Source organism: Pantoea agglomerans (assembly GCF_020149765.1).
GTDB lineage: Bacteria > Pseudomonadota > Gammaproteobacteria > Enterobacterales > Enterobacteriaceae > Pantoea > Pantoea alvi.
In genome coordinates this window covers 1,750,228-1,772,152 of the sequence record NZ_CP083809.1, presented here as the reverse complement: position 1 = coordinate 1,772,152, position 21,925 = coordinate 1,750,228, and the positions used below count along the sequence as shown (strand labels likewise).

The window sequence follows — 21,925 nt, the reverse complement described above, 5'->3', positions numbered from 1 at the left end:
GACAGGACTCTGATCGAGATGCAAGCGCAAACTATGCAACGAAAAGTTTTACGTACCATTTGCCCTGACGCGAAAGGTCTGATCGCTAAAATCACCAATATTTGCTACAAGCACGAGCTGAATATCGTGCAAAACAATGAATTCGTTGACCATCGCACCGGACGCTTTTTTATGCGCACCGAGCTTGAGGGCATTTTTAACGATAATACGCTGCTGGCGGATTTAGACAGCGCGCTGCCGGCAGGCTCAACGCGCGAGCTGAACAGCGCTGGGCGCCGTCGCGTGGTGGTGCTGGTCACCAAAGAGGCGCACTGCCTGGGCGACCTGCTGATGAAGAGCGCTTTCGGCGGGCTGGATATGGAGATTGCCGCGGTTATCGGCAACCATGACACCCTGCGTTCGCTGGTTGAGCGCTTTGATATTCCTTTTGTGCTGGTCAGCCATGAAGGGCTGTCGCGCGAAGAGCACGATAACCTGATGGCGAACGAGATCGACCGCTACCAGCCCGATTACGTGGTGCTGGCGAAATATATGCGCGTGCTGACGCCAGCCTTTGTGCAGCGCTATCCAAACCAGATTATCAATATTCACCACTCGTTCCTGCCAGCGTTTATCGGCGCGCGTCCTTATCATCAGGCCTACGAGCGCGGCGTGAAAATCATCGGCGCAACGGCGCACTACGTGAATGACAATCTGGATGAAGGTCCGATCATCATGCAGGACGTGATTAATGTCGACCACAGCTATACGGCCGAAGAGATGATGCGTGCCGGACGCGACGTGGAGAAAAACGTGTTAAGCCGTGCGCTCTATAAAGTGCTGGGCCAGCGCGTATTTGTTTACGGCAACCGCACGATTATTCTTTAAGCGCATCGGGCGCTGAATTGTCTGTGAATTCAGCGCCACGGGCAAAAAGTGGGCAAACGGTTCACATTTTTTAGCTGGGCGCTTTACACGCCGACCGCATTTGGTATGATGCGCCCCGCTTTAAGGCACAATGATTCAGGCCAGTGGTGGGATTCCCGAGCGGCCAAAGGGAGCAGACTGTAAATCTGCCGTCACAGACTTCGAAGGTTCGAATCCTTCTCCCACCACCATCTGAATCATATCTTCGCCTTAACGGTCATTATCAGCATATCCCAGGTGGGATTCCCGAGCGGCCAAAGGGAGCAGACTGTAAATCTGCCGTCACAGACTTCGAAGGTTCGAATCCTTCTCCCACCACCATCCTTGCATTATCTCCCCCTGTTTAACGCACTCTCCTGATTTACCTGACAGACTCAGGGAGAAGGATGAGAAGCTTCGACCGAAGGTTCGGGTCGAGCAGAGCGAGACAACGTGCAACGCGCGGCCCGAAGGGTGAGGCGCAACGCGCCGAATAATCCTTCTCCCACCACCATCCTTGCATTACCTCCCAAATTCAATGTCCTCTCCTGATTTACCTGACAGACTCAGGGAGAAGGATGAGAAGCTTCGACCGAAGGTTCGGGTCGAGCACAGCGAGACAACGTGCACCGCACGCATCCCCATGACTTTTTACTGAAAAATCGCTACCATCCGGCGCAACATTCTCAGCACACTGGTGCAGCCATGAAATTTGTTTCATTCAACATCAACGGGTTGCGCGCCCGCCCCCATCAGCTTGAAGCGCTGGTCGAACAGCATCAGCCTGACGTCATCGGCCTGCAGGAAACCAAAGTCCATGACGATATGTTTCCTCTCGAAGAGGTAGCAAAGCTCGGCTATAACGTCTTTTATCACGGCCAGAAAGGCCACTACGGCGTGGCGCTGATGACCAAAGCGCAGCCCGTGTCAGTGCGTCGCGGCTTTCCCGGCGACGATGAAGAGGCGCAGCGCCGCCTGATTATGGCGGAAATTCCGAGCCCGATAGGCGATATCACGGTGATTAACGGCTACTTCCCGCAGGGCGAGAGCCGCGACCATCCGACTAAATTTCCGGCGAAAGAGAAATTCTATCGCGATCTCCAGGCCTATCTCGAGCAGAGCCTGCTGGCAGACAAGCCGGTGCTGATCATGGGCGATATGAATATCAGCAGCACCGATCTTGATATCGGTATCGGTGAGGAGAGCCGCAAACGCTGGCTGCGCACCGGCAAATGCTCCTTCCTGCCGGAAGAGCGCGAATGGATGGATCGCCTGCTGAAGTGGGGACTGGTAGATACCTTCCGCGACAAAAACCCCGAGGTCAGCGATCGTTTTTCCTGGTTTGACTATCGCTCAAAGGGTTTTGACGACAACCGCGGACTGCGCATCGATCTGCTGCTGGCCAGTCAGCCGCTGGCCGCGCGCTGCGTGGAGACCGGAATCGACTACGCTATCCGCAGCATGGAAAAACCGTCCGACCACGCTCCGGTCTGGTCAACTTTCCAGTTCTGATGCGACGGCGTGGCATTGCGCCACGCCGCTTACTTCACAATTTTCCAGATCAGCGGATTGGTGCCGAGTACCTTTTCGTCACGGGCGCACTGCAGCAGCACTCCCTCTGATTTCACTACCGCCCCTTCGCTGTAGTTGCGGTTCTCGAAAATACAGCACTGCTGACAGCTGGGGGCGCTGGTCTGATTTTGCGTCCAGACTTCAGGCGGCATATCCACCACCACATCCGCACTGCCGCCTGCGCCGTACGCCTGCTGATGGCCGTGCGAAGGGCTGGCGACAACCGGCCCGCTTACCAGCGCCGCGATAAAACATAAGCCTGCGAAATAACGCATTACTCGCTCTCCTTCACTTTTCGTTTCGCCGTCCGTTTGGGACGTTTCTTCTGCCCTGAAGCGGGCAGCCCGCGAAAGGCCATCGCGCTGGGCTGCTGGCGCGCCTGATGGATCAGTTCGGTCAGGGTGCCCACCAGCGGCTGCATAAACTCCTCATAGCGGCACGCCTTTTCGCTGATACGCGTCAGGGTCGATTCCCACTGCGCCGTCATATCGGGACGCGCCGCCAGCTCCGGCAGCGAGTGAATCAGTGCCCTCCCCGCGGGCGTCGCGTTGATATAGCGCCCGTTTTTCACCAGGAACGAACGGCGGAACAGCAGCTCGATAATCCCGGCGCGCGTGGCCTCCGTGCCTAAACCATCGGTCGCGCGCAGCACTTTCTTTAATTCTTTATCCTGCACAAAACGGGCGATGCCGGTCATCGCGGAGAGCAGCGTCGCATCGGTGAACGGGCGCGGCGGCTGCGTCTGCTTCGCCAGCACCTCACCCCGCTCGCACAGCAGCTCATCATCCTTCGCCACCACCGGCAGCGGCGTGCCGTCGTTCTCTTCGTCGCGCTCTTTGCTGCCCAGCAGCGCGCGCCAGCCCGCTTCGGCAAGAAAACGCGCTTTGGCGATAAACTTCCCGCCCGCAATATCCAGCTCAATAACGCATTTGCGGAAGATGGCGTCGGGACAGAACTGCATCAGATACTGACGGGCAATTAGCGCATAAACGTTCTGCTCGTTCTCCGTCAGCCGCACCGCGCTGGCGCGCGCGGTAGGGATAATGGCGTGGTGCGCATCTACCTTTTTGTCATCCCAGCAGCGGTTACGGCGATCGGCGCTAAAGTCGTCCGGCGGCGTCATGGCGCCCGCGTGCGCCTGAATCGCCTTCAGCACCGCATGGCGGCCGGCGAAGTGCTCTTCTGGCAGATAGCGGCAGTCGGAACGCGGATAGGTGATCAGCTTATGGGTTTCATACAGCTTCTGGCAGGTGTCCAGCACCGTTTGCGCGCTCAGTCCATAGCGCTTTGCCGCTTCGATCTGCAGGCTGGAGAGCGAGAACGGCAGCGGCGCGCCCTCGCCTTCACGCTTATCGTTGTAGCTGGTGACCCGTGCGGGCTGTCCGGCGATGCGGGCGACCACGTGATCCGCCAGCGCGCGATGCAGCAGCCGCCCCTCTTCATCCTGCCAGGGTTCACAGGCGTCGCTGGGCACCCAGCTGGCGACGAAGCGCTGCTGGTCCGGCGTGACGATATGGGCTTTAACTTCGAAATAATCTTTGGGGACGAAGTTTTCGATCTCTTCGTCGCGGCGCACCACCAGGCCCAGCACCGGCGTCTGCACGCGGCCCACCGACAGCACGCCGTCATAGCCCGCATTACGGCCCAGCAGCGTCCAGGCGCGCGTCATATTGATGCCGTAAAGCCAGTCGGCACGGGCGCGTGCCAGCGCCGAGACGCAGAGCGGAATAAATTCGCGGTTTTCGCGCAGGCGGCTGACCGCCCGCTGCACCGCCTGTGGATTCAGGTCGTTGATCAGGCAACGCTGCACGCGGTTGCGCTTTTCCGCCGGCATCTGCAGATAGTCGAGCACTTCATCCACCAGCAGCTGACCTTCGCGGTCGGGGTCGCCCGCATGCACCACTTCGCTGGCCTGCTTCAGCAGCTTCTCTATCACCTTAAGCTGCTTCGCCACCGAGGGACGCGGCTGCAGCTGCCATTTTTGCGGGATAATCGGCAGATCGGCCAGCGACCAGCGCGCGTAGCGGCTGTCATAGCTATCCGGCTGCGCCTGCTCCAGCAGGTGCCCGACGCACCAGGTGACGATCTGATCGTCGCCGCAGGCGATAAAGCCCTCTCCGCGACGATGGGGCTGAGGCAACACATCGGCAATGGCGCGGCCCAGGCTCGGTTTTTCCGCAATAAACAAACGCATAAGTCAGAAAGATCCTTTACTTCAGGGTATGAGGGCCATTCGGCTAACGCGACAGAGGCGCAGCGCTATCTTAGACGTTTCCTGATACGGAGGTAAGCTCTGGCGGGTCACATCTGGATCGGTCGCGCAGGATCCGCGCAACCCGCTTCGCTGCACGGAAAGAGCGACCTCGTCGGTTAGAAATAGCTGACAAAGGGTGCGGTATCGGGATGAACCACGGTGGTGCTCGATTTTAACTGCGGCGTGCCGAGATAGAGGAAACCGACGATAGCATCCTGCTCGCGGCAGTTGAAAGCGCTGCGCACGCGCGCATTGTCGGTCCAGGGGCCGCTGCGCCAGATGCCGTTAAAGCCCTGCGCCGCCGCCGCCATCTGCATCGCCATCACCGCGCAGCCCGCCGACACCACCTGCTCCCAGCGCGGCACTTTAGGGTGATCTTCGCAGTGGGCGATAACGGTAATAATCATCGGCGCGCGAAACGGCGAGCGCGCCGCTTTATCGATCGCCTTCTCCTCCAGCTGCGCCTCGCGCGCCGCCTCTTCCAGCAGCGCGCTCAGCCGATCGCGCCCTTCATTCTCAACGATAACGAAACGCCACGGCTGCAGCGACTTATGGTCGGGCGCGCGCATTCCGGCGCGAATAATGTTCTGCAGGCTTTCGCCGGCGGGCGCCGGTTCGGTCAGGCGGGAGGCTGAGCGACGATTAATCAGTAATTCAAGTGCATCCATGATTTTCTCCTGATGTCATAACGCGTTGGCTAATCCTGGCACAGCCTGATCTTTTGTAACAGTCCGCCACGATTTCCTGCTGACATTTTCCACGGCGCTCTTTAGGATGAGGACGACCTGGAAGGCGGAGCCGCGCGGCGACCGCTTTCCGCTAGCGAAAATGGAGAGTCTGATGCGCACATTGTGGCGAATTATTGCCGGTCTGTTCCGATGGACATGGCGAGTGCTGAATTTTATCAGGGAGTTTATTCTCAATCTGTTCCTGATCTTTTTAATCCTGGTGGGCGTCGGCATCTGGCTGCAGGTCAGCGGCTCTGGCAACAGCTCGACGCCGGTACAGCAAGGCGCGCTAAAAGTTGATCTCACCGGCGTGCTGGTGGATAAGCCTTCGGTCAGCAATAAGCTGAGCAAACTGGGGCGTCAGCTGCTGGGCGCCAGCAGCGATCGCCTGCAGGAGAACTCGCTGTTCGACGTGGTGGACGCTATCCGCCAGGCGAAGAACGATAAAAATATCACCGGCATGGTGCTGGATCTGCGCGACTTCGCCGGTGGAGACCAGCCCTCTCTGCAATATGTCGGCAAGGCGCTGCGCGAATTCCGCGACAGCGGCAAGCCCATTTTCGCGCTGGGCGACAGCTATAGCCAGGCGCAGTACTATCTCGCCAGCTACGCCAGCAAAATCTATCTCTCGCCGCAGGGCACGGTCGATCTGCACGGCTTCGCCACCAACGGCCTCTACTATAAGACGCTGCTGGACAAGCTGAAGGTCAACTCCCACGTCTTCCGCGTCGGCACCTATAAATCGGCGGTCGAACCTTTCCTGCGCGACGATATGTCTCAGGCGGCGCGCGACGCCGACAGCCGCTGGGTTGGTCAACTCTGGCAGAACTACCTGAATACCGTGGCGGGCAACCGTCAGATCACCCCGGATCAGCTCTTCCCCGGCGCGGCGGCGGTTATCGCTGGTCTTGAGGCGGTAAACGGCGATACCGCCAAATATGCGCTGAATAACAAGCTGGTAGATGTGCTGGACAGCCGCGCAGCGGCCGATCAGGAGCTGGTGAAAACCTTCGGCTGGGATAAAGCCAGCAACGACTATCACAGCGTCAGCATCTATGACTACAACGTGAAACAGCCGACTCAACAGGATGGCAATATCGCGGTCGTGATGGCGAGCGGTGCGATTATGGACGGCGAAGAGACGCCCGGTAACGTCGGCGGCGACACTACCGCCACGCAGATCCGCGATGCGCGCCTCGATCCTAAAATCAAGGCGATTATCCTGCGCGTGAACAGCCCGGGCGGCAGCGTTACCGCCTCTGAAGCGATCCGCGAAGAGCTGGCGGCGGCGCACGCGGCAGGCAAGCCTGTTGTCGTCTCCATGGGCGGCATGGCGGCCTCAGGCGGTTACTGGATTTCGACGCCGGCGGACTATATCGTCGCGAACCCGAGCACCCTGACCGGCTCGATCGGCATATTCGGCGTAATCAATACGCTGGAGAACAGCCTGGATAGCATCGGCGTGCATACGGACGGCGTCGCCACCTCGCCGCTGGCGGACGTGGCCTCCACCAAAGCGCTGCCAACCGAAGTGCAGCAGCTGATGCAGCTGACGATTGAAAACGGCTACCGCAACTTTGTGGGTCTGGTCGCCGCCTCGCGTCACAAAACGCCAGAGCAAATCGACGCCATCGCGCAGGGGCACGTCTGGACCGGCAGCGATGCGAAAGCCAACGGTCTGGTAGATGCGCTGGGCGACTTTGACGACGCCGTGAAAAAAGCGGGCGAACTGGCGAAGGTGGCGAAGCCTCAGCTCTCCTGGTATCAGGATCAGCCCGGCATGTTCGATATGCTGCTCAGCCAGGTTAACGCCTCGGCGCAGGCGGTGCTGCCGGACACGCTGAAGGCCTGGCTGCCCGCGCCGATGCTGGACGTAATGAGCGCCATGAAGCAGCAGCCTGGCCTGCTGAATAACCTTAACGATCCGCAAAATCGCTATGCGTTCTGTCTGAACTGCGGCGAAGTGCGATGAAGCTCGCAGCCCGGTCGTCGACTGGGCTGCTTTTCCCCCACTTTCCCCTTATACTGCGCGTTTTACGGCAAGTCTGAGTTTCTGATGCAAAAGAAAAATATCTATGTCGCCTATACGGGCGGCACCATCGGCATGCAGCGCTCTGCGCAAGGCTATATCCCGGTTTCAGGTCATCTGCAGCAACAGCTGGCGAATATGCCGGAGTTTCACCGTCCTGAAATGCCTGATTTCACTATCCATGAATACGATCCCCTGATCGACTCCTCCGATATGACGCCCGAAGACTGGCAGTGCATCGCGGAAGATATTCGACAAAATTATGATCGTTACGATGGATTTGTTATCCTGCATGGAACCGATACCATGGCGTTCACCGCCTCGGCGCTGTCGTTTATGCTGGAGAACCTTGCGAAGCCCGTTATCGTTACCGGCTCGCAAATTCCGCTGGCGGAGCTGCGCTCTGACGGTCAGCAGAACCTGCTGAACGCGCTCTACGTGGCGGCGAACTACCCCGTGAATGAAGTATCACTGTTTTTCAACAACCAGCTTTATCGCGGCAACCGCACCACGAAAGCGCATGCGGATGGTTTTAACGCCTTTGCGTCGCCGAACCTCTCCGCTCTGCTGGAGGCGGGCATCCATATTCGCCGGCTGAATACGCCGCCTGCGCCGCAGGGCCAGGGGCCGCTGAAGGTGCATACGATTACGCCACAGCCTATCGGCGTCGTCACCATCTATCCGGGCATCTCGGCAGATGTGGTGCGCAACTTTTTACGCCAGCCGGTAAAAGCGCTGATTCTGCGCTCCTATGGCGTCGGCAATGCGCCGCAGAACGCCGAGTTTCTCGCCGAGCTGCAGCAGGCGAGCGAGCGCGGCATTGTAGTGGTTAACCTGACCCAGTGTATCTCCGGCAAGGTGAACATGGGGGGCTATGCCACCGGCAATGCCCTTGAGCATGCGGGCGTGATAAGCGGATTTGATTTAACGGTGGAAGCCGCGCTAACCAAGCTCCACTTTTTACTGAGTCAGTCGCTCTCCTGCGATGAGATCCGCGCCAGGATGCAGCAAAATTTGCGCGGTGAACTGACCGAAGACTAATTACGGAGCCACCTGTTATGAAGCAGGCCCTCATTATCATCGATATTCAAAACGATTTTTGTCCCGGCGGCCCCATGGCCGTGCATGAAGGCGATATGACCGTGCCGGTCGCCAACCGCTATGCGCGTGAGTTCCGCGCGCGCGGCGAGTGCGTGCTGGCGCTGCAGGACTGGCACCCGGCCAACCACGGCAGCTTCGCCTCGGTGTCGGGCGAGCCGGTCTATACGCTGGGCGAACTCAACGGGCTGGCGCAGATCTGGTGGCCTGATCACGGCATTCAGGGTTCCGCTGGCGCCGAGCTGCATCCCGGCCTTGACCGCAATCTGATCGATGCGGTGTTTCACAAGGGACAGGATGTTGACGTCGACAGCTACAGCGCCTTTTTCGACAACGGCCATCGGCGTAAAACCGAGCTGGATAGCTGGCTGCAGGCGCGCGGCATCACCCATCTGGTTATGCTCGGCATCGCAACGGACTACTGCGTGAAATACAGCGTGCTGGACGCGCTGGAGCTGGGTTATCAGGTGACGGTGGTGAAGGAAGGCTGTCGCGGGGTCAATCTCAGCCCGGAAGACAGCGATATCGCGTTCGCCCAGATGAAGGCGCAGGGCGCGGTGCTGATCTAGCGGACCAGCCTGAATAAGGCCGACGTCACGTCGGCCTTCTGCTCAGTGCAGATTTATGCGCGTAATCTCTGCGTCGATACCGAACTCTTCCTTCAGCTCTCGCTTCGATTTTGTCACCATCTCACCGCCCTTACCGATACTCATATGCTGCGGCGACGCATTGTGGCGCGCCTGATAGAGCATCACCAGCTGCAGGCAGTTATCGCGCTGCTCCTGCGACAGCGCCACGCCGTCCGGCCATTTCCCGGTTTCTACCGCCGTTGCCAGCCGTTCATAAACCTCAGGCGTCATGGCGTCGACCATAGCGTCAAGCTGTTGTTTCATTCTTCACCCCTGCTTCTGGTCGCCCTGCTCGTCGGTAAAGCTCAGCGATGCCGAGTTCACGCAGTAGCGCTCGCCGGTTGGCTGCGGGCCGTCCGGGAAGACGTGTCCCAGGTGTGCGTCGCAGTTATTGCAGCGGATCTCGATGCGGTGCATGCCGTGAGAGTCATCTTCCAGATAGCGAATCGCGTCGTCGCTCACCGGCTGGTAGAAGCTCGGCCAGCCGCAGCCGGAGTCATACTTGGTTTCCGAGAGAAACAGCGGCGCGTTGCAGACCAGACAGTGATAGATGCCTTCCTGCTTGTTGTGCAGAAGCGCGCCGCTAAAAGGCGGTTCCGTACCGCGCTGCTGGGTAACATAGCGCTGCATTTCAGACAATTGCGCAATTTTTGCTTCGGATGCGGTTTCTTTAGCCATTTGAGTGGTTCCGGAGAGTGTCATTCTGAAAAAATCGTCTACTATTCTAACAAATGAATAACATTGCCGGGGCCTTTTTCGTGCTTAGCGGCCATACTTTCCTTTCGCAGCGCAGATTTGTGATATCGATCACCTTTTACTGGCGCTATCCCTTTATATTCAGCGATTGGGTTTTGACATCATCTCAACACGCTTGTTGCGCAAGCGGTTGCGCAACAAATTATTCCTGTCGAACGGATTGACCTGTCGCAACTATTGACACGATTCCGCTTGACGCCTGGTAAGGTTTTTGTAATTTTACAGCCAACCTTTTATTCACTAACAAATAGCTGGTGGAATATATGACTATCAAAGTAGGTATCAACGGTTTTGGTCGTATCGGCCGTATCGTTTTCCGTGCTGCTCAGCAGCGTTCTGACATCGAAATCGTTGCGATCAACGACCTGTTAGACGCGGACTACATGGCATACATGCTGAAGTACGACTCAACGCACGGCCGCTTCAACGGCACCGTTGAAGTACAGGACGGCGCGCTGATCGTTAACGGCAAAAAAATCCGCGTTACCTCTGAGAAAGACCCGGCTAACCTGAAGTGGGACGAAGTAGGCGTTGACGTTGTTGCTGAAGCGACCGGCATCTTCCTGACTGACGAAACCGCACGTAAACACATCACTGCCGGCGCGAAAAAAGTCGTGCTGACCGGTCCGTCTAAAGATGACACCCCGATGTTCGTTCGCGGTGCTAACTTCGACAAATATGCCGGACAGGACATCGTTTCTAACGCTTCCTGCACCACTAACTGCCTGGCACCGCTGGCGAAAGTCATCAACGACAAATTCGGCATCGTCGAAGGTCTGATGACCACCGTTCACGCTACCACCGCTACGCAGAAAACCGTTGACGGCCCGTCTCACAAAGACTGGCGCGGCGGCCGCGGCGCATCTCAGAACATCATCCCGTCTTCTACTGGCGCAGCGAAAGCCGTGGGCAAAGTCCTGCCGGAGCTGAACGGTAAACTGACTGGTATGGCATTCCGCGTACCGACTCCGAACGTCTCTGTTGTAGACCTGACTGTTCGTCTGGAAAAAGCGGCTTCCTACAAAGAAATTTGTGCAGCGATTAAAGCAGCTGCGGAAGGCGAAATGAAAGACGTGCTGGGCTACGTTGAAGACGACGTTGTTTCTACCGATTTCAACGGCGAAGTACTGACTTCTGTGTTCGACGCCAAAGCGGGCATCGCGCTGAACGACAACTTCGTGAAACTGGTTTCCTGGTATGACAACGAAACCGGCTACTCAAACAAAGTTCTCGACCTGATCGCGCTGGTTGCAAAATAAGCAGCCCGGCCATGACAGATAACAAGGGCGACTTCGGTCGCCCTTTTTTTTCGTAGCAACAGGAAGGATTCGGTTATGCAGGATAAAATTTTCTCGCTGCCCGTGGTGAAGCAAATCTCCCCCTACCTCTCGCAGCGTCAGCTGGGCGATCTGCCGGTGATTGTCGTAAGCCACCCTCAGGTGCGTGCTGCGGTGACGCTTCAGGGCGCGCACCTCATCGCCTGGCAGCCGAGCGGCGAAAAGCCGGTTATCTGGCTGAGCGAAAAGTCTCTCTTCGCTCCCGGTAAAGCCATCCGCGGCGGCGTGCCGATCTGCTGGCCGTGGTTTGGGCCGGAAGGCGAGCCAGCGCACGGTTTCGCCCGTAATCAGCCCTGGACGCTGTCGGCGCATGATGAGAACGAAGAAAACGTTATGCTGACCTTCGTGCTGGAAAGCTCGGCGCAGACGAAAAAGCTATGGCCGCATGACTTCACCCTCTTTGCCCGTTTCCGTCTTGGCAGGCACTGCGAAATCGAGCTTGAAGCCCACGGCGATTTCAACGCCACCGGCGCGCTGCACAGCTATTTCCAGGTGGCCGATATCGCGGGCGTAGAGGTAAGCGGGCTGGGGTCGAACTTTATCGATAAGGTAGATAACAACAGCGAACAGACTTCCAGCGGTAAGCAGACCTATCCGGGCCGCATCGACCGTATCTTCACCCAGCCGGAAGATTGCTCACTGATTCAGGACAAGCAGGGGCAGCGCGTGATTGAGGTCTATCACCATCATCACAGCGACGTGGTGACCTGGAACCCTGGCGTCGAGCTCTCCTGCAGCATGGCGGACATGCCCAATGACGGTTATAAGACCATGGTTTGCGTAGAGACGGCCCGCATTTCGAAACCGATGCGCAGCGCGGGTGAAAAACCGGCGCGGCTGGCAACCACCTTCCGTCTGCGGCAGAAAGTTTAAAACAGCTCAGGCGATGGCCTGAATGAAAAGTGGGTGATGCAGATTGCGACGCCTTCCGCACCTGAATGCGCCAGGGGTCGGCGTCACTCAGCACGGCGCCTTACCTGAGTAAGGCGCCTGTTGCTTCAGCGTCAGACGACATCCAGCGGCATCTTGTGCTGCGGCGGCGGAAAGGCTTTATTAATCCGCGCCAGCTCCTCGTCGCTTAGTCTGACGTGCAGCGCAGCGGCATTCTCTTTCACATGCGCCTGCGAACTCGCCTTCGGGATCGCCATAACGCCCTCTTTGCGGATCACCCACGCCAGCAGCAGCTGCGCTACGCTAATGCCCTTCTGTTGTGCAATATCCACCAGCGTCCCGTCCGAAAAGAGCGCCTGACGCAGCCTTCCCGCCTGCGCCAGCGGACAATAGGCCATTACCGGCATCTGATGCTGCTGGCACGCGGGAAGCAGATCGAACTCAATGCCGCGCGATGCGAGATGATACAGCACCTGATTGGTGGCGCAGCGTGGGCCGCCCGGCTCCTCCAGCAGCTCCTGCAGGTCGTCGACGTCAAAATTAGAGACGCCCCAGCGCAGAATTTTGCCCTGCTGCTGCAGCCTCTCCATCGCTCGAATCGTCTCTTCAAGCGGCACGTTGCCGCGCCAGTGCAGCAAATAGAGATCCAGCCGATCGGTGCCGAGCCGCCGCAGGCTGCGCTCGCAGGCGTCAACGGCGTCTGTTTCGCCGGCGTTCCAGGGGTAAACCTTAGAGACGAGAAACGCCTCGTCGCGTCGTCCGCGCAGCGCCTCGCCCACCACCTCTTCCGCACCGCCGTCCGCATACATCTCGGCGGTATCAATCAGCGTTAGCCCCGCATCAAGGCCCGCCTGCAGCGCAGCGACCTCTTCACGGCGGCGCGCGGCCTCCTCGCCCATATACCAGGTGCCCTGACCTATCGCGGGTAGTCGTATGTGGTCATCAAAAGCGATTGCTTTGTCCATCCCATGCTCCTGCATCACATCAGGGCACCCTTTTGGTGCCTGGTTAAGGAATTGCCTCGTAACGGTGCCGATCAGAAGGTATAGCTGATACCGGTCCAGAGGGTGGTCTGCCCGCTCTTGTCGATCATCGGGCTGTCTTTGATCTCGCTGTCAAAACGGGTGTAGCGTCCCACCAGGCTGGCGTTCCACTGCGGCGAGATCTGATAGCTGGCGCTCAGTTCGACGTAAGGAGACCAGCTGTCGTCTGGCTGATAACGGTTGATGCCGGTACGCGCGGACTCATGGCTGGAGACGCCATAGTAGTAGCGGTTCTGATTGGCGCTGTTCCACATCGCCCCGACGCCCGGCGTCAGGCTGAAATCGCCAAAGTTAAAGCGATAAAGGTAGGTCATATCCCAGATAATGCCGTTGCTGTTGTTCAGCACATCACCCAGCAGCGCCGTGCGCAGGATGCCCCACTCCGCCATATGGGTGTAGGTGGCGCCGCCCATCAGCGTCATGCGACGCTTATCAAGACCCTTCATATCGCCGAGGTCGTTATCGCCCGGATCGTACTGCTGCGGTGAACCGAGCAGCGTCAGAGAGAGCTGATTTTGCGGATCTTTCCACAGGTAGTAGCCCCCCTGCAGAGAATGAAACCAGAAGTTATCGCCCTCGTAATTAATAACCGGAACCGGGATATAGCGGTCCTGTCCGCCACGATAGGGAGACTGCGCGTAGAGCACTGATGCACCCAGCGACAAGGATTCCGCAGCGGCGGTGTGAGCAAAAAAAAGAGCACAAATAATCGCGGCAGGCGCGTTAAGTTTGAATTGGTTCACAATTTATTTCTTCCATAAATATAAAAATCAGTACGAAGTTTACCGATTTTCGCTCGCCGGTTTAACCATTATCTGAGGTGCGCTCTGACAGAGCGACTAAAAGCGGCACATCTGCCGGATTCTACTCTCTTTTCCCGTAGGTTGACGCAAAGCTCGCTTTGCAACAATCTGACTTTGTTATTGATATATCGCCAGATAGTAAAATTATGCGGAGGAAATTTCCTAAATGCCTTCTACAGTTAAAAGTAAGCCGTGAGTCTTAGTACGAGCAGAGTGACCATAAGAAGTGTGTACCCCGATAACAATACATCAGGTTGGCATAAGGGTTGCTGTACTCAAATGAGAATATCTTCCGGGAGCTGCATGAGCCTTTAATTACGCTCCTTTACCTGTGCTAAAAACGAAAGGACGGGCATCGCTATGAATATATTCGATCACTATCGTCAGCGTTATGAAGCTGCCAAGGACGAAGAGTTCACACTGCAGGAATTTCTTGCAATCTGTAAGCAGGATCGCAGTGCATACGCCAACGCCGCAGAGCGACTCTTAATGGCTATAGGTGAGCCAGTAATGGTCGATACTGCCCAGGAGCCACGCCTTTCCAGAATATTCTCCAACCGTGTGATTGGCCGCTATCCGGCCTTTGAAGAGTTCTATGGCATGGAAGAGGCTATAGAGCAGATCGTTTCCTATCTGAAACATGCCGCTCAGGGTCTGGAGGAGAGAAAACAGATCCTTTACCTGCTGGGGCCGGTCGGCGGCGGTAAGTCCTCGCTGGCGGAGCGTCTGAAAGCGCTGATGCAGCGCGTGCCTATCTATGTGCTGAGCGCCGACGGCGAACGCAGCCCGGTCAACGATCATCCGCTCTGCCTGTTTAACCCGCAGGAAGACGCCAACATTCTTGAAAAAGAGTACAACGTGCCGCGTCGCTATCTCGGCACCATTATGTCGCCCTGGGCGGCGAAACGGCTGCATGAGTTCGGCGGCGATATCACCCGCTTCAAGGTGGTGAAGGTCTGGCCATCGATTCTTGAACAGCTGGCCATCGCCAAAACCGAGCCTGGCGACGAGAACAACCAGGATATCTCCGCGCTGGTGGGTAAAGTGGATATCCGCAAGCTGGAGAACCACGCGCAGAACGATCCCGACGCCTACGGCTACTCTGGTGCGCTCTGCCGCGCTAACCAGGGGATTATGGAATTCGTTGAGATGTTCAAAGCGCCAATCAAGGTGCTGCACCCGCTGCTGACCGCAACGCAGGAAGGCAACTACAACGGTACAGAGGGGATTTCGGCGCTGCCGTTTAACGGCATCATCCTGGCACACTCCAACGAATCGGAATGGGTAACCTTCCGCAACAACAAAAACAATGAGGCGTTTCTTGACCGTGTTTATATCGTCAAGGTGCCTTACTGCCTGCGCGTTTCCGAAGAGATCAAAATCTACGAGAAACTGCTTAACCACAGTGAACTGGCCACCGCGCCCTGCGCGCCCGGTACGCTGGAAACGCTGGCCCGCTTCTCGATTCTGTCGCGCCTGAAAGAGCCGGAAAACTCCAGCATCTACTCGAAGATGCGCGTCTATGACGGGGAAAGCCTGAAGGACACCGATCCGAAAGCGAAATCCTGGCAGGAGTATCACGACTACTCCGGCGTGGATGAGGGCATGAACGGCCTCTCCACCCGCTTTGCGTTTAAGATCCTGTCGCGCGTGTTTAACTTCGACCACAACGAAGTGGCGGCGAACCCGGTGCATCTCTTCTATGTGCTGGAGCAGCAGATTGAGCGCGAGCAGTTCCCGCAGGAGCAGGCAGAGAAGTATCTGGAGCACCTGAAAGGCTATCTGATCCCCAAATACGCCGAGTTTATCGGCAAGGAGATCCAGACCGCCTATCTGGAGTCCTACTCTGAATATGGCCAAAACATTTTTGACCGCTATGTGACCTACGCCGATTTCTGGATTCAGGATCAGGAGTACCGCGATCCCGATACCGGACAGCTGTTCGACCGCGAGTCGCTGAATGCGGAACTGGAAAAAATCGAGAAGCCGGCCGGGATCAGCAACCCGAAAGATTTCCGCAATGAGATTGTGAACTTCGTGCTGCGCGCCCGCGCGCAGAACAACGGCCGCAATCCTAACTGGACCAGTTACGAGAAGCTGCGCACCGTGATTGAGAAGAAAATGTTCTCAAATACTGAGGAGCTGCTGCCGGTTATCTCGTTCAATACCAAAACCTCCACGGATGAACAGAAAAAACATGACGATTTCGTCGAGCGCATGATGGAGAAAGGCTATACCCGCAAGCAGGTGCGTCTGCTGTGCGAATGGTATCTGCGCGTGCGTAAATCGTCCTAATCACAACGCGTAAGCACGTTGATGCGCTGGCATTAATACCCATAAGGTCGGGCTGCTGCCCGACCTGCTTACAACGTTTGGGGGAGTTTTATGGCCTACTTCATCGATCGGCGACTCAACGGCAAAAATAAAAGCGCAGTCAACAGACAGCGCTTTTTGCGCCGTTATAAGTCGCAAATCAAACAGTCCATCTCGGAGGCCATCAATAAGCGTTCGGTAACCGACGTTGAAAGTGGCGAATCCGTTTCGATTCCAGTGGACGATATTAACGAACCGATTTTCCATCAGGGCCGCGGCGGCAGTCGTCATCGCGTCCATCCCGGCAACGATCACTTCGTGCAGAACGACCGTATCGAGCGGCCTCAGGGCGGCGGTGGCGGTGGCGGCAGCGGTCAGGGCAACGCCAGCCAGGATGGCGAGGGCCAGGATGAGTTCGTTTTCCAGATTTCTAAAGATGAGTATCTTGATCTGCTGTTTGAAGATCTGGCGCTGCCGAATCTGCGTAAAAACCAGCATCGCCAGCTTAACGAATATAAAACCCATCGCGCCGGTTTTACCTCCAACGGCGTACCCGCCAATATCAGCGTGGTACGGTCGCTGCAAAACTCGCTGGCGAGACGCACCGCGATGACCGCAGGCAAGCGCCGTATGATGCATGAGCTGGAAGAGGCGCTGACTGCGATTGAGAAAGCGGAGCCGGCGCAGCTGCTGGAAGAGGAGCGCCTGCGCAAAGAGATCGCCGAACTGCGCGCGCGTATCGAGCGAGTGCCCTTTATCGACACCTTCGACCTGCGCTACAAAAACTTTGAAAAACGGCCTGAACCCTCCAGTCAGGCGGTAATGTTCTGCCTGATGGACGTCTCCGGCTCAATGGATCAGGCGACGAAGGATATGGCGAAGCGTTTCTATATTCTGCTCTACCTGTTCCTGAGCCGGACCTATAAAAACGTGGACGTGGTCTATATTCGCCACCATACCCAGGCGAAAGAAGTGGATGAGCAGGAGTTTTTCTATTCGCAGGAAACCGGCGGCACTATCGTCTCCAGCGCCCTGAAGCTGATGGATGAGGTGGTGAAAGAGCGTTACGACCCGGCGCAGTGGAATATCTATGCGGCGCAGGCGTCGGACGGCGATAACTGGGCGGACGATTCGCCGCTGTGCCACGAGATACTGGCGAAGAATATTTTGCCGGTGGTGCGCTACTATAGCTATATCGAAATTACCCGACGCGCGCACCAGACGCTGTGGCGTGAATATGAACATCTGCAGGCGGTTTTTGATAATTTCGCCATCCAGCATATCCGCGAGCCGGAAGATATCTATCCGGTGTTTCGCGAGCTGTTTCACAAACAGGCAGCGGAAGCCTGATGCTCTGAGCCGGTCGCTGACCGGCTTTTTTATTTAATCCCGCAAATACATGCTAAAATACCCGCCATTAATCCTCTTGACGAACAAGGGCTTTTTTTTGCACATTAAGCCTTAGCTTAAACAGACAAATCAAATCTTATAATTAGAGTTTAGGCTATGACAACTTACTGATTACGCATGTTCTTTTTCAGATGCACGGCTATTCCCCGCGCCAGCCTTCTTATGATTGTCGTAACCGCAGGAGAACACATTGAACCACAACATCGTCTATAGCCTTTTTATCATCGGTTCTGTGCTGGTTGCGTCAAGCATCTTACTCAGTTCTTTCTCTTCGCGGCTCGGCATCCCTATCCTGGTGATCTTTCTTGCATTGGGCATGCTCACCGGCGTCGACGGCATTGGCGGTATCGCCTTTGATAACTACCCCGCCGCCTACCTGATTTCCAACCTGGCGCTGGCGGTGATCCTGCTCGACGGCGGCATGCGCACCAAAGCCAGCTCTTTTAAGGTCGCGCTGGGGCCGGCGCTCTCGCTGGCAACGGTCGGCGTGATGATCACCGCCGGACTGACCGGCCTGGCTGCCGCCTGGCTGTTCCGCCTCGATTTAATGCAGGGCTTCCTTATCGGCGCCATTATCGGCTCTACCGACGCCGCGGCGGTCTTTTCGCTGCTGGGTGACAAAGGCCTGAACGAGCGCGTCAGCTCTACGCTGGAGATTGAGTCGGGCAGCAATGACCCGATGGCGGTGTTTTTAACTATCACCCTGATTGAGATGATCCAGAAAGGCGAAACTGGCCTCGACTGGATGTTCCTGGTGCATCTGGTGCAGCAGTTTGGCCTGGGCATCGTGCTGGGGCTGGGCGGCGGCTGGGCGCTGCAGCAGCTGATCAATCGCATCAGCCTGGCTCCTGGACTCTATCCGCTGCTGGCGCTGAGCGGCGGCATTCTGGTGTTCGCCCTGACCACCATGCTGGAGGGCAGCGGCATTCTGGCGGTCTATCTCTGCGGCTTTCTGCTCGGCAACCGGCCGATCCGCAACCGCCACGGCATTTTGCAGACCTTTGACGGCATGGCCTGGCTGAGCCAGATCGGCATGTTTATCGTGCTTGGCCTGCTGGTGACGCCATCCGATCTGTGGCATATCGCGGTGCCGGCGATGCTCCTGTCGCTGTGGCTGATTCTGGTGGCGCGTCCGCTGTCGATTCTGGTCGGGCTGCTGCCGTTCCGCGGCTTTACCGGCCGCGAGCGCATCTTTATCAGCTGGGTCGGCCTGCGCGGCGCGGTGCCAATTATTCTTGCGGTCTTTCCGATGATGGCGGGACTGGAAAACGCATCGCTCTACTTTAATATCGCCTTCTTTGTGGTGCTGGTATCGCTGATGCTGCAGGGCACCTCGCTCGGCTTTGCGGCGAAAAAAGCGCGGGTCGTGGTGCCGCCGACGGCGTCGCCTGTCAGCCGCGTTGGCCTGGATATCCACCCGGAAAATCCCTGGGAGCAGTTCGTCTATCAGCTCAGCGCCGACAAATGGTGCGTCGGGGCGGCGCTGCGCGACCTGCAGATGCCGCGCGAAACCCGTATCGCCGCGCTGTTCCGCGATAACGCGCTTATGCATCCCAACAGTAACACCCGGCTAAAGGAGGGTGACGTTATCTGCGTCATCGGCCGCGAACGCGATCTGCCGGCGCTGGGTAAAATGTTCAGCCAGTCGCCGCCCGTCTCGCTGGATCAGCGCTTTTTCGGTGACTTTATTCTCGACGCCGACGCGCGCCTGCGCGATGTGGCGCAGATTTACGGACTGGAGCTGGACGAAGAGGCCAACGATCAGCAGTCTCTCGGCCAGCTGGTAATGAGCATGCTCGGCGGCACGCCGGTAGTCGGTGACCACATTGAGTGGAATCATCTGACCTGGACCGTAGCGGAAAAAGAAGATAACCGTATTGTTAAAATTGGGGTGCGCGTCGCTGAAGAGAGAGAATAATCTGAGGCGCTGCGGCTCGATATTCCAGCGGAAACGGCTATGCTCAGTATTTGGTCCAGCAAACGGGAGAGAGTTATGGGACACGTCGTTAAAATTGGTCGCTATGAAATTGTTGATGCCGAACTGGATAGCGATAATCTGCAGACCGTCAGCATTCCCTGTCAAACCAATCCCGGCCTGAGCTATCAGCTTGACGGCTGGGATCAGGATACCAGCGTGCCCGCCTGGATTGATGGTGAACCGGTAGATTTACAAATTGGGCATTACGATAAACAGCAAGACCAGTGGGTATTAAAAAAACCTGCCTGATCCCCCTTTTCGCCGCCAGCGGCTTGTCCTGGCGGTAATTCCGAAAAAGTTGTCTGAAATATTTGGTTATTTCCCACCCTCACGCCATTTTAAGCTTTTGATTCAAAGAGTTATCTATAGAAAACTTTAGGCAAAAAAAAGCTTTTAGGATTTGTTCCGTATTAACTCTGTCAAATATCTCCTGCATACTCTTAATCGCTGCTGCAGATTTTCGTGATAAGAATCACGTAATTGTTTTATCTCTTCACTGCAGCCTGTATGGCTCTAACGACTGTAATGAACTGAAAACAAGTTTTCTGCTTTTTCAGTTGTCCACTCCTGAGCGCGTACTTGATTCTGGTCAGGCCATCTTTTACTTAAGAAAAAAGAGAGCAGGTGTTATGGCAAGTACACTGGTAATGAATGATGCGAGCCGCTCATGGAGCGGAACGCGCAAAAATATCATCGCAAAGCTTGCGTTAAGCTTTTCCGATCTGATCGCCCTCAATCTGGCGCTGTTTTTATCCGCCGCCACTATTCAGGGGATCTGGGGCGACCTCGATGGGTTTATTCCGCCTCATCAAATTGAATACCGTTTTATTGCGCAGTTTGCGCTTTCTGTTTTGTGCACCGCTTATTTCTGGATGCGCATGCGTCACTACACCTACCGCAAACCCTTTTGGTTTGAACTAAAAGAAGTAGTGAAAACCCTGTTTGTTTTTTCGCTGCTGGATTTAGCGCTGATCGCCTTTTCCAAGTGGGACTTTTCGCGCATGGTATGGCTGTTTAGCTGGAGCTATGCGCTGCTGCTGCTGCCGCTGATGCGCGCTGCCGTGAAACGCGCCATTAACCGCGCCGGACAGTGGCAAAAAGAGACCATTATCATCGGGTCGGGCAAAAATGCCATGGAGGCTTACGCGGCGCTGCAGAGCGAGGAGATCCTCGGCTATAACGTGCAGGCGTTTATCAGCACCGACGACGAAAATAATCCGCCGTCCGTTAACGGCGTGCCCGTTATTAAACAGCAGGACATTAACTGGCAGACCATTGACCGCGACAACGTGCAGTTTATCGTCGCCACCGAGTTTGAGCAGCAGTCCGTGCGCGACACCTGGCTGAAATTCCTGTCGAAAATGAACTGCCGATCGATCTCCGTGATCCCTACCCTGCGCGGCGTGCCGCTTTACGGCACCGACATGTCATTTATCTTCAGCCATGAAGTGATGATCCTGCGCGTCAGCAACAGCCTTGCCAAGCGCTCTTCGCGCTTCCTGAAGCGCTGCTTCGACATTGTTGTCGCCTCGCTGCTGCTGCTGTTCCTTGCGCCCGTGTTCGGTCTGCTCTGCTATATGGTGAAACGCGACGGCGGCAACGCCATCTACGGTCACGAGCGTATCGGCCAGAACGGCGAGAAGTTTAAATGCCTGAAGTTCCGTTCAATGGTGACCAACTCGAAAGAGGTGCTGGAGCAGCTGCTGGCCACCAGCGCCGAGGCGCGCGCCGAATGGGATAAAGACTTTAAGCTGAAAAAGGACCCGCGCATTACCCGTATTGGCGGCTTCCTGCGCAAAACCAGCCTGGATGAGCTGCCGCAGCTGTGGAACGTTATCCGCGGCGAGATGAGCCTGGTGGGCCCGCGTCCGGTTATCGAGGCTGAACTGGAGCGCTATGCGGGCGACGTCGACTACTACCTGATGGCGAAACCGGGCATGACCGGCCTGTGGCAGGTCAGCGGGCGCAACGATATCGACTACGATACGCGCGTCTACTTCGACTCCTGGTACGTGAAGAACTGGGCGCTGTGGACCGATATCGCCATTCTGTTCAAAACCGCCGGCGTAGTGCTGCGCCGCGACGGCGCCTACTAAGCTCGCTCAGGATGCCCGCCTGACGGCGGGCATCGCATTTTCCGCTTTTCTTTTCGCCCTCAACTCATTACCCTTCCCGCTCGTTTTAACAGGACGTTCACCC

General features: G+C 56.8%; 19 protein-coding genes, 2 tRNA genes and 1 other RNA gene. 15 read left to right on the top strand and 7 right to left on the bottom strand.

All coding sequences use genetic code 11. The features are described 5' to 3' along the window. Window positions 1-18 precede the first annotated feature (18 nt). The 5 genes from purU to xthA all read left to right on the top strand — a co-directional run bounded on the left by purU (window position 19) and on the right by xthA (window position 2,397). Entirely contained in the window at window positions 19-867 is an 849-nt protein-coding gene (gene purU / locus LB453_RS11040; protein WP_103796005.1) for a formyltetrahydrofolate deformylase, read from the top strand. 145 nt (window positions 868-1,012) lie between these two features. After that, window positions 1,013-1,097, top strand: a tRNA-Tyr gene (locus tag LB453_RS11035). Between the two features lie 45 nt (window positions 1,098-1,142). Next, window positions 1,143-1,227, top strand: a tRNA-Tyr gene (locus LB453_RS11030). A 44-nt stretch (window positions 1,228-1,271) separates the two neighbouring features. Next, a non-coding RNA gene (locus LB453_RS11025) (RtT sRNA) lies at window positions 1,272-1,399 on the top strand. Between the two features lie 191 nt (window positions 1,400-1,590). Further along, window positions 1,591-2,397, top strand: coding sequence for an exodeoxyribonuclease III (gene xthA / locus LB453_RS11020; protein WP_103796006.1), 807 nt, complete (start codon window positions 1,591-1,593; stop codon window positions 2,395-2,397). A gap of 29 nt (window positions 2,398-2,426) precedes the next feature. Here the strand turns inward: xthA and LB453_RS11015 are convergent, their stop codons facing one another. The 3 genes from LB453_RS11015 to LB453_RS11005 form a co-directional block, all read right to left on the bottom strand. Next, complete coding sequence (locus tag LB453_RS11015; RefSeq protein ID WP_103796007.1) at window positions 2,427-2,732, bottom strand: YnjH family protein; 306 nt, start codon at window positions 2,730-2,732, stop codon at window positions 2,427-2,429. Then, window positions 2,732-4,651, bottom strand: coding sequence for a DNA topoisomerase III (locus LB453_RS11010; protein WP_103796008.1), 1,920 nt, complete (start codon window positions 4,649-4,651; stop codon window positions 2,732-2,734). Before LB453_RS11010 ends, LB453_RS11015 begins: the two co-directional genes overlap by 1 nt. 176 nt (window positions 4,652-4,827) lie before the next feature. Beyond that, window positions 4,828-5,379, bottom strand: a complete 552-nt coding sequence (locus LB453_RS11005; RefSeq protein ID WP_033791182.1) for an NAD(P)H nitroreductase — start codon at window positions 5,377-5,379, stop codon at window positions 4,828-4,830. Between the two features lie 172 nt (window positions 5,380-5,551). On the opposite strand from LB453_RS11005, the gene sppA reads away from it, so the two are divergent. The 3 genes from sppA (at window position 5,552) to pncA (ending at window position 9,135) form a co-directional block, all read left to right on the top strand. Continuing rightward, a complete protein-coding gene (sppA, locus tag LB453_RS11000; RefSeq protein ID WP_103796185.1) occupies window positions 5,552-7,411 on the top strand; it encodes a signal peptide peptidase SppA in 1,860 nt (619 codons plus the stop codon). An 84-nt stretch (window positions 7,412-7,495) separates the two neighbouring features. Further along, window positions 7,496-8,509, top strand: coding sequence for an asparaginase (gene ansA, locus LB453_RS10995; protein ID WP_103796009.1), 1,014 nt, complete (start codon window positions 7,496-7,498; stop codon window positions 8,507-8,509). Between the two features lie 17 nt (window positions 8,510-8,526). Then, window positions 8,527-9,135, top strand: a complete 609-nt coding sequence (gene pncA / locus LB453_RS10990; protein WP_033791187.1) for a bifunctional nicotinamidase/pyrazinamidase — start codon at window positions 8,527-8,529, stop codon at window positions 9,133-9,135. A gap of 42 nt (window positions 9,136-9,177) precedes the next feature. On the opposite strand, the gene LB453_RS10985 is transcribed toward pncA, so the two are convergent. Together LB453_RS10985 and msrB are read right to left on the bottom strand one after the other, a co-directional pair. After that, window positions 9,178-9,459 carry a YeaC family protein gene (locus LB453_RS10985; protein ID WP_103796010.1) on the bottom strand — a complete coding sequence of 94 codons (282 nt, stop codon included), beginning with the start codon at window positions 9,457-9,459 and terminating at the stop codon, window positions 9,178-9,180. Between the two features lie 3 nt (window positions 9,460-9,462). Then, window positions 9,463-9,873, bottom strand: coding sequence for a peptide-methionine (R)-S-oxide reductase MsrB (gene msrB / locus LB453_RS10980; protein WP_103796011.1), 411 nt, complete (start codon window positions 9,871-9,873; stop codon window positions 9,463-9,465). A gap of 341 nt (window positions 9,874-10,214) precedes the next feature. On the opposite strand from msrB, the gene gapA reads away from it, so the two are divergent. Both gapA and LB453_RS10970 read left to right on the top strand, forming a co-directional pair. Further along, window positions 10,215-11,210 carry a glyceraldehyde-3-phosphate dehydrogenase gene (gapA, locus tag LB453_RS10975; RefSeq protein ID WP_103796012.1) on the top strand — a complete coding sequence of 332 codons (996 nt, stop codon included), beginning with the start codon at window positions 10,215-10,217 and terminating at the stop codon, window positions 11,208-11,210. Between the two features lie 75 nt (window positions 11,211-11,285). After that, entirely contained in the window at window positions 11,286-12,161 is an 876-nt protein-coding gene (locus LB453_RS10970; protein ID WP_103796013.1) for a D-hexose-6-phosphate mutarotase, read from the top strand. Between the two features lie 131 nt (window positions 12,162-12,292). On the opposite strand, the gene LB453_RS10965 is transcribed toward LB453_RS10970, so the two are convergent. Continuing rightward, a complete protein-coding gene (locus LB453_RS10965; protein ID WP_103796014.1) occupies window positions 12,293-13,144 on the bottom strand; it encodes an aldo/keto reductase in 852 nt (283 codons plus the stop codon). A 71-nt stretch (window positions 13,145-13,215) separates the two neighbouring features. Beyond that, window positions 13,216-13,965, bottom strand: coding sequence for a MipA/OmpV family protein (locus LB453_RS10960; protein ID WP_103796015.1), 750 nt, complete (start codon window positions 13,963-13,965; stop codon window positions 13,216-13,218). 420 nt (window positions 13,966-14,385) lie between these two features. On the opposite strand from LB453_RS10960, the gene yeaG reads away from it, so the two are divergent. The 5 genes from yeaG (at window position 14,386) to wbaP (ending at window position 21,822) form a co-directional block, all read left to right on the top strand. Next, a complete protein-coding gene (yeaG, locus tag LB453_RS10955; protein ID WP_224481732.1) occupies window positions 14,386-16,320 on the top strand; it encodes a protein kinase YeaG in 1,935 nt (644 codons plus the stop codon). A 90-nt stretch (window positions 16,321-16,410) separates the two neighbouring features. Continuing rightward, on the top strand, window positions 16,411-17,688 hold the full coding sequence (locus tag LB453_RS10950; protein ID WP_103796017.1) for a YeaH/YhbH family protein: 1,278 nt from the start codon (window positions 16,411-16,413) through the stop codon (window positions 17,686-17,688). A 250-nt stretch (window positions 17,689-17,938) separates the two neighbouring features. Next, window positions 17,939-19,666 carry a potassium/proton antiporter gene (locus tag LB453_RS10945; protein ID WP_103796018.1) on the top strand — a complete coding sequence of 576 codons (1,728 nt, stop codon included), beginning with the start codon at window positions 17,939-17,941 and terminating at the stop codon, window positions 19,664-19,666. Window positions 19,667-19,741: 75 nt separating this feature from the next. Then, window positions 19,742-19,975 carry a DUF1480 family protein gene (locus LB453_RS10940; RefSeq protein ID WP_103796019.1) on the top strand — a complete coding sequence of 78 codons (234 nt, stop codon included), beginning with the start codon at window positions 19,742-19,744 and terminating at the stop codon, window positions 19,973-19,975. A gap of 380 nt (window positions 19,976-20,355) precedes the next feature. Then, window positions 20,356-21,822: an undecaprenyl-phosphate galactose phosphotransferase WbaP gene (gene wbaP / locus LB453_RS10935; protein ID WP_103796020.1), complete on the top strand. Its 1,467-nt coding sequence runs from the start codon at window positions 20,356-20,358 to the stop codon at window positions 21,820-21,822. Window positions 21,823-21,925: the final 103 nt, after the last annotated feature.

Bases quoted from the DNA above. Each gene is read 5' to 3' on its own strand.
- msrB (WP_103796011.1), bottom strand. From the start codon at position 9,873: ATGGCTAAAGAAACCGCATCCGAAGCAAAAATTGCGCAATTGTCTGAA.
- LB453_RS10970 (WP_103796013.1), top strand. From the start codon at position 11,286: ATGCAGGATAAAATTTTCTCGCTGCCCGTGGTGAAGCAAATCTCCCCC.
- sppA (WP_103796185.1), top strand. From the start codon at position 5,552: ATGCGCACATTGTGGCGAATTATTGCCGGTCTGTTCCGATGGACATGG.
- LB453_RS10965 (WP_103796014.1), bottom strand. From the start codon at position 13,144: ATGGACAAAGCAATCGCTTTTGATGACCACATACGACTACCCGCGATA.
- LB453_RS10950 (WP_103796017.1), top strand. From the start codon at position 16,411: ATGGCCTACTTCATCGATCGGCGACTCAACGGCAAAAATAAAAGCGCA.
- purU (WP_103796005.1), top strand. From the start codon at position 19: ATGCAAGCGCAAACTATGCAACGAAAAGTTTTACGTACCATTTGCCCT.
- LB453_RS11010 (WP_103796008.1), bottom strand. From the start codon at position 4,651: ATGCGTTTGTTTATTGCGGAAAAACCGAGCCTGGGCCGCGCCATTGCC.
- yeaG (WP_224481732.1), top strand. From the start codon at position 14,386: ATGAATATATTCGATCACTATCGTCAGCGTTATGAAGCTGCCAAGGAC.
- xthA (WP_103796006.1), top strand. From the start codon at position 1,591: ATGAAATTTGTTTCATTCAACATCAACGGGTTGCGCGCCCGCCCCCAT.
- ansA (WP_103796009.1), top strand. From the start codon at position 7,496: ATGCAAAAGAAAAATATCTATGTCGCCTATACGGGCGGCACCATCGGC.
- pncA (WP_033791187.1), top strand. From the start codon at position 8,527: ATGAAGCAGGCCCTCATTATCATCGATATTCAAAACGATTTTTGTCCC.
- gapA (WP_103796012.1), top strand. From the start codon at position 10,215: ATGACTATCAAAGTAGGTATCAACGGTTTTGGTCGTATCGGCCGTATC.
- LB453_RS10985 (WP_103796010.1), bottom strand. From the start codon at position 9,459: ATGAAACAACAGCTTGACGCTATGGTCGACGCCATGACGCCTGAGGTT.
- LB453_RS10940 (WP_103796019.1), top strand. From the start codon at position 19,742: ATGGGACACGTCGTTAAAATTGGTCGCTATGAAATTGTTGATGCCGAA.
- LB453_RS11015 (WP_103796007.1), bottom strand. From the start codon at position 2,732: ATGCGTTATTTCGCAGGCTTATGTTTTATCGCGGCGCTGGTAAGCGGG.
- wbaP (WP_103796020.1), top strand. From the start codon at position 20,356: ATGGCAAGTACACTGGTAATGAATGATGCGAGCCGCTCATGGAGCGGA.
- LB453_RS11005 (WP_033791182.1), bottom strand. From the start codon at position 5,379: ATGGATGCACTTGAATTACTGATTAATCGTCGCTCAGCCTCCCGCCTG.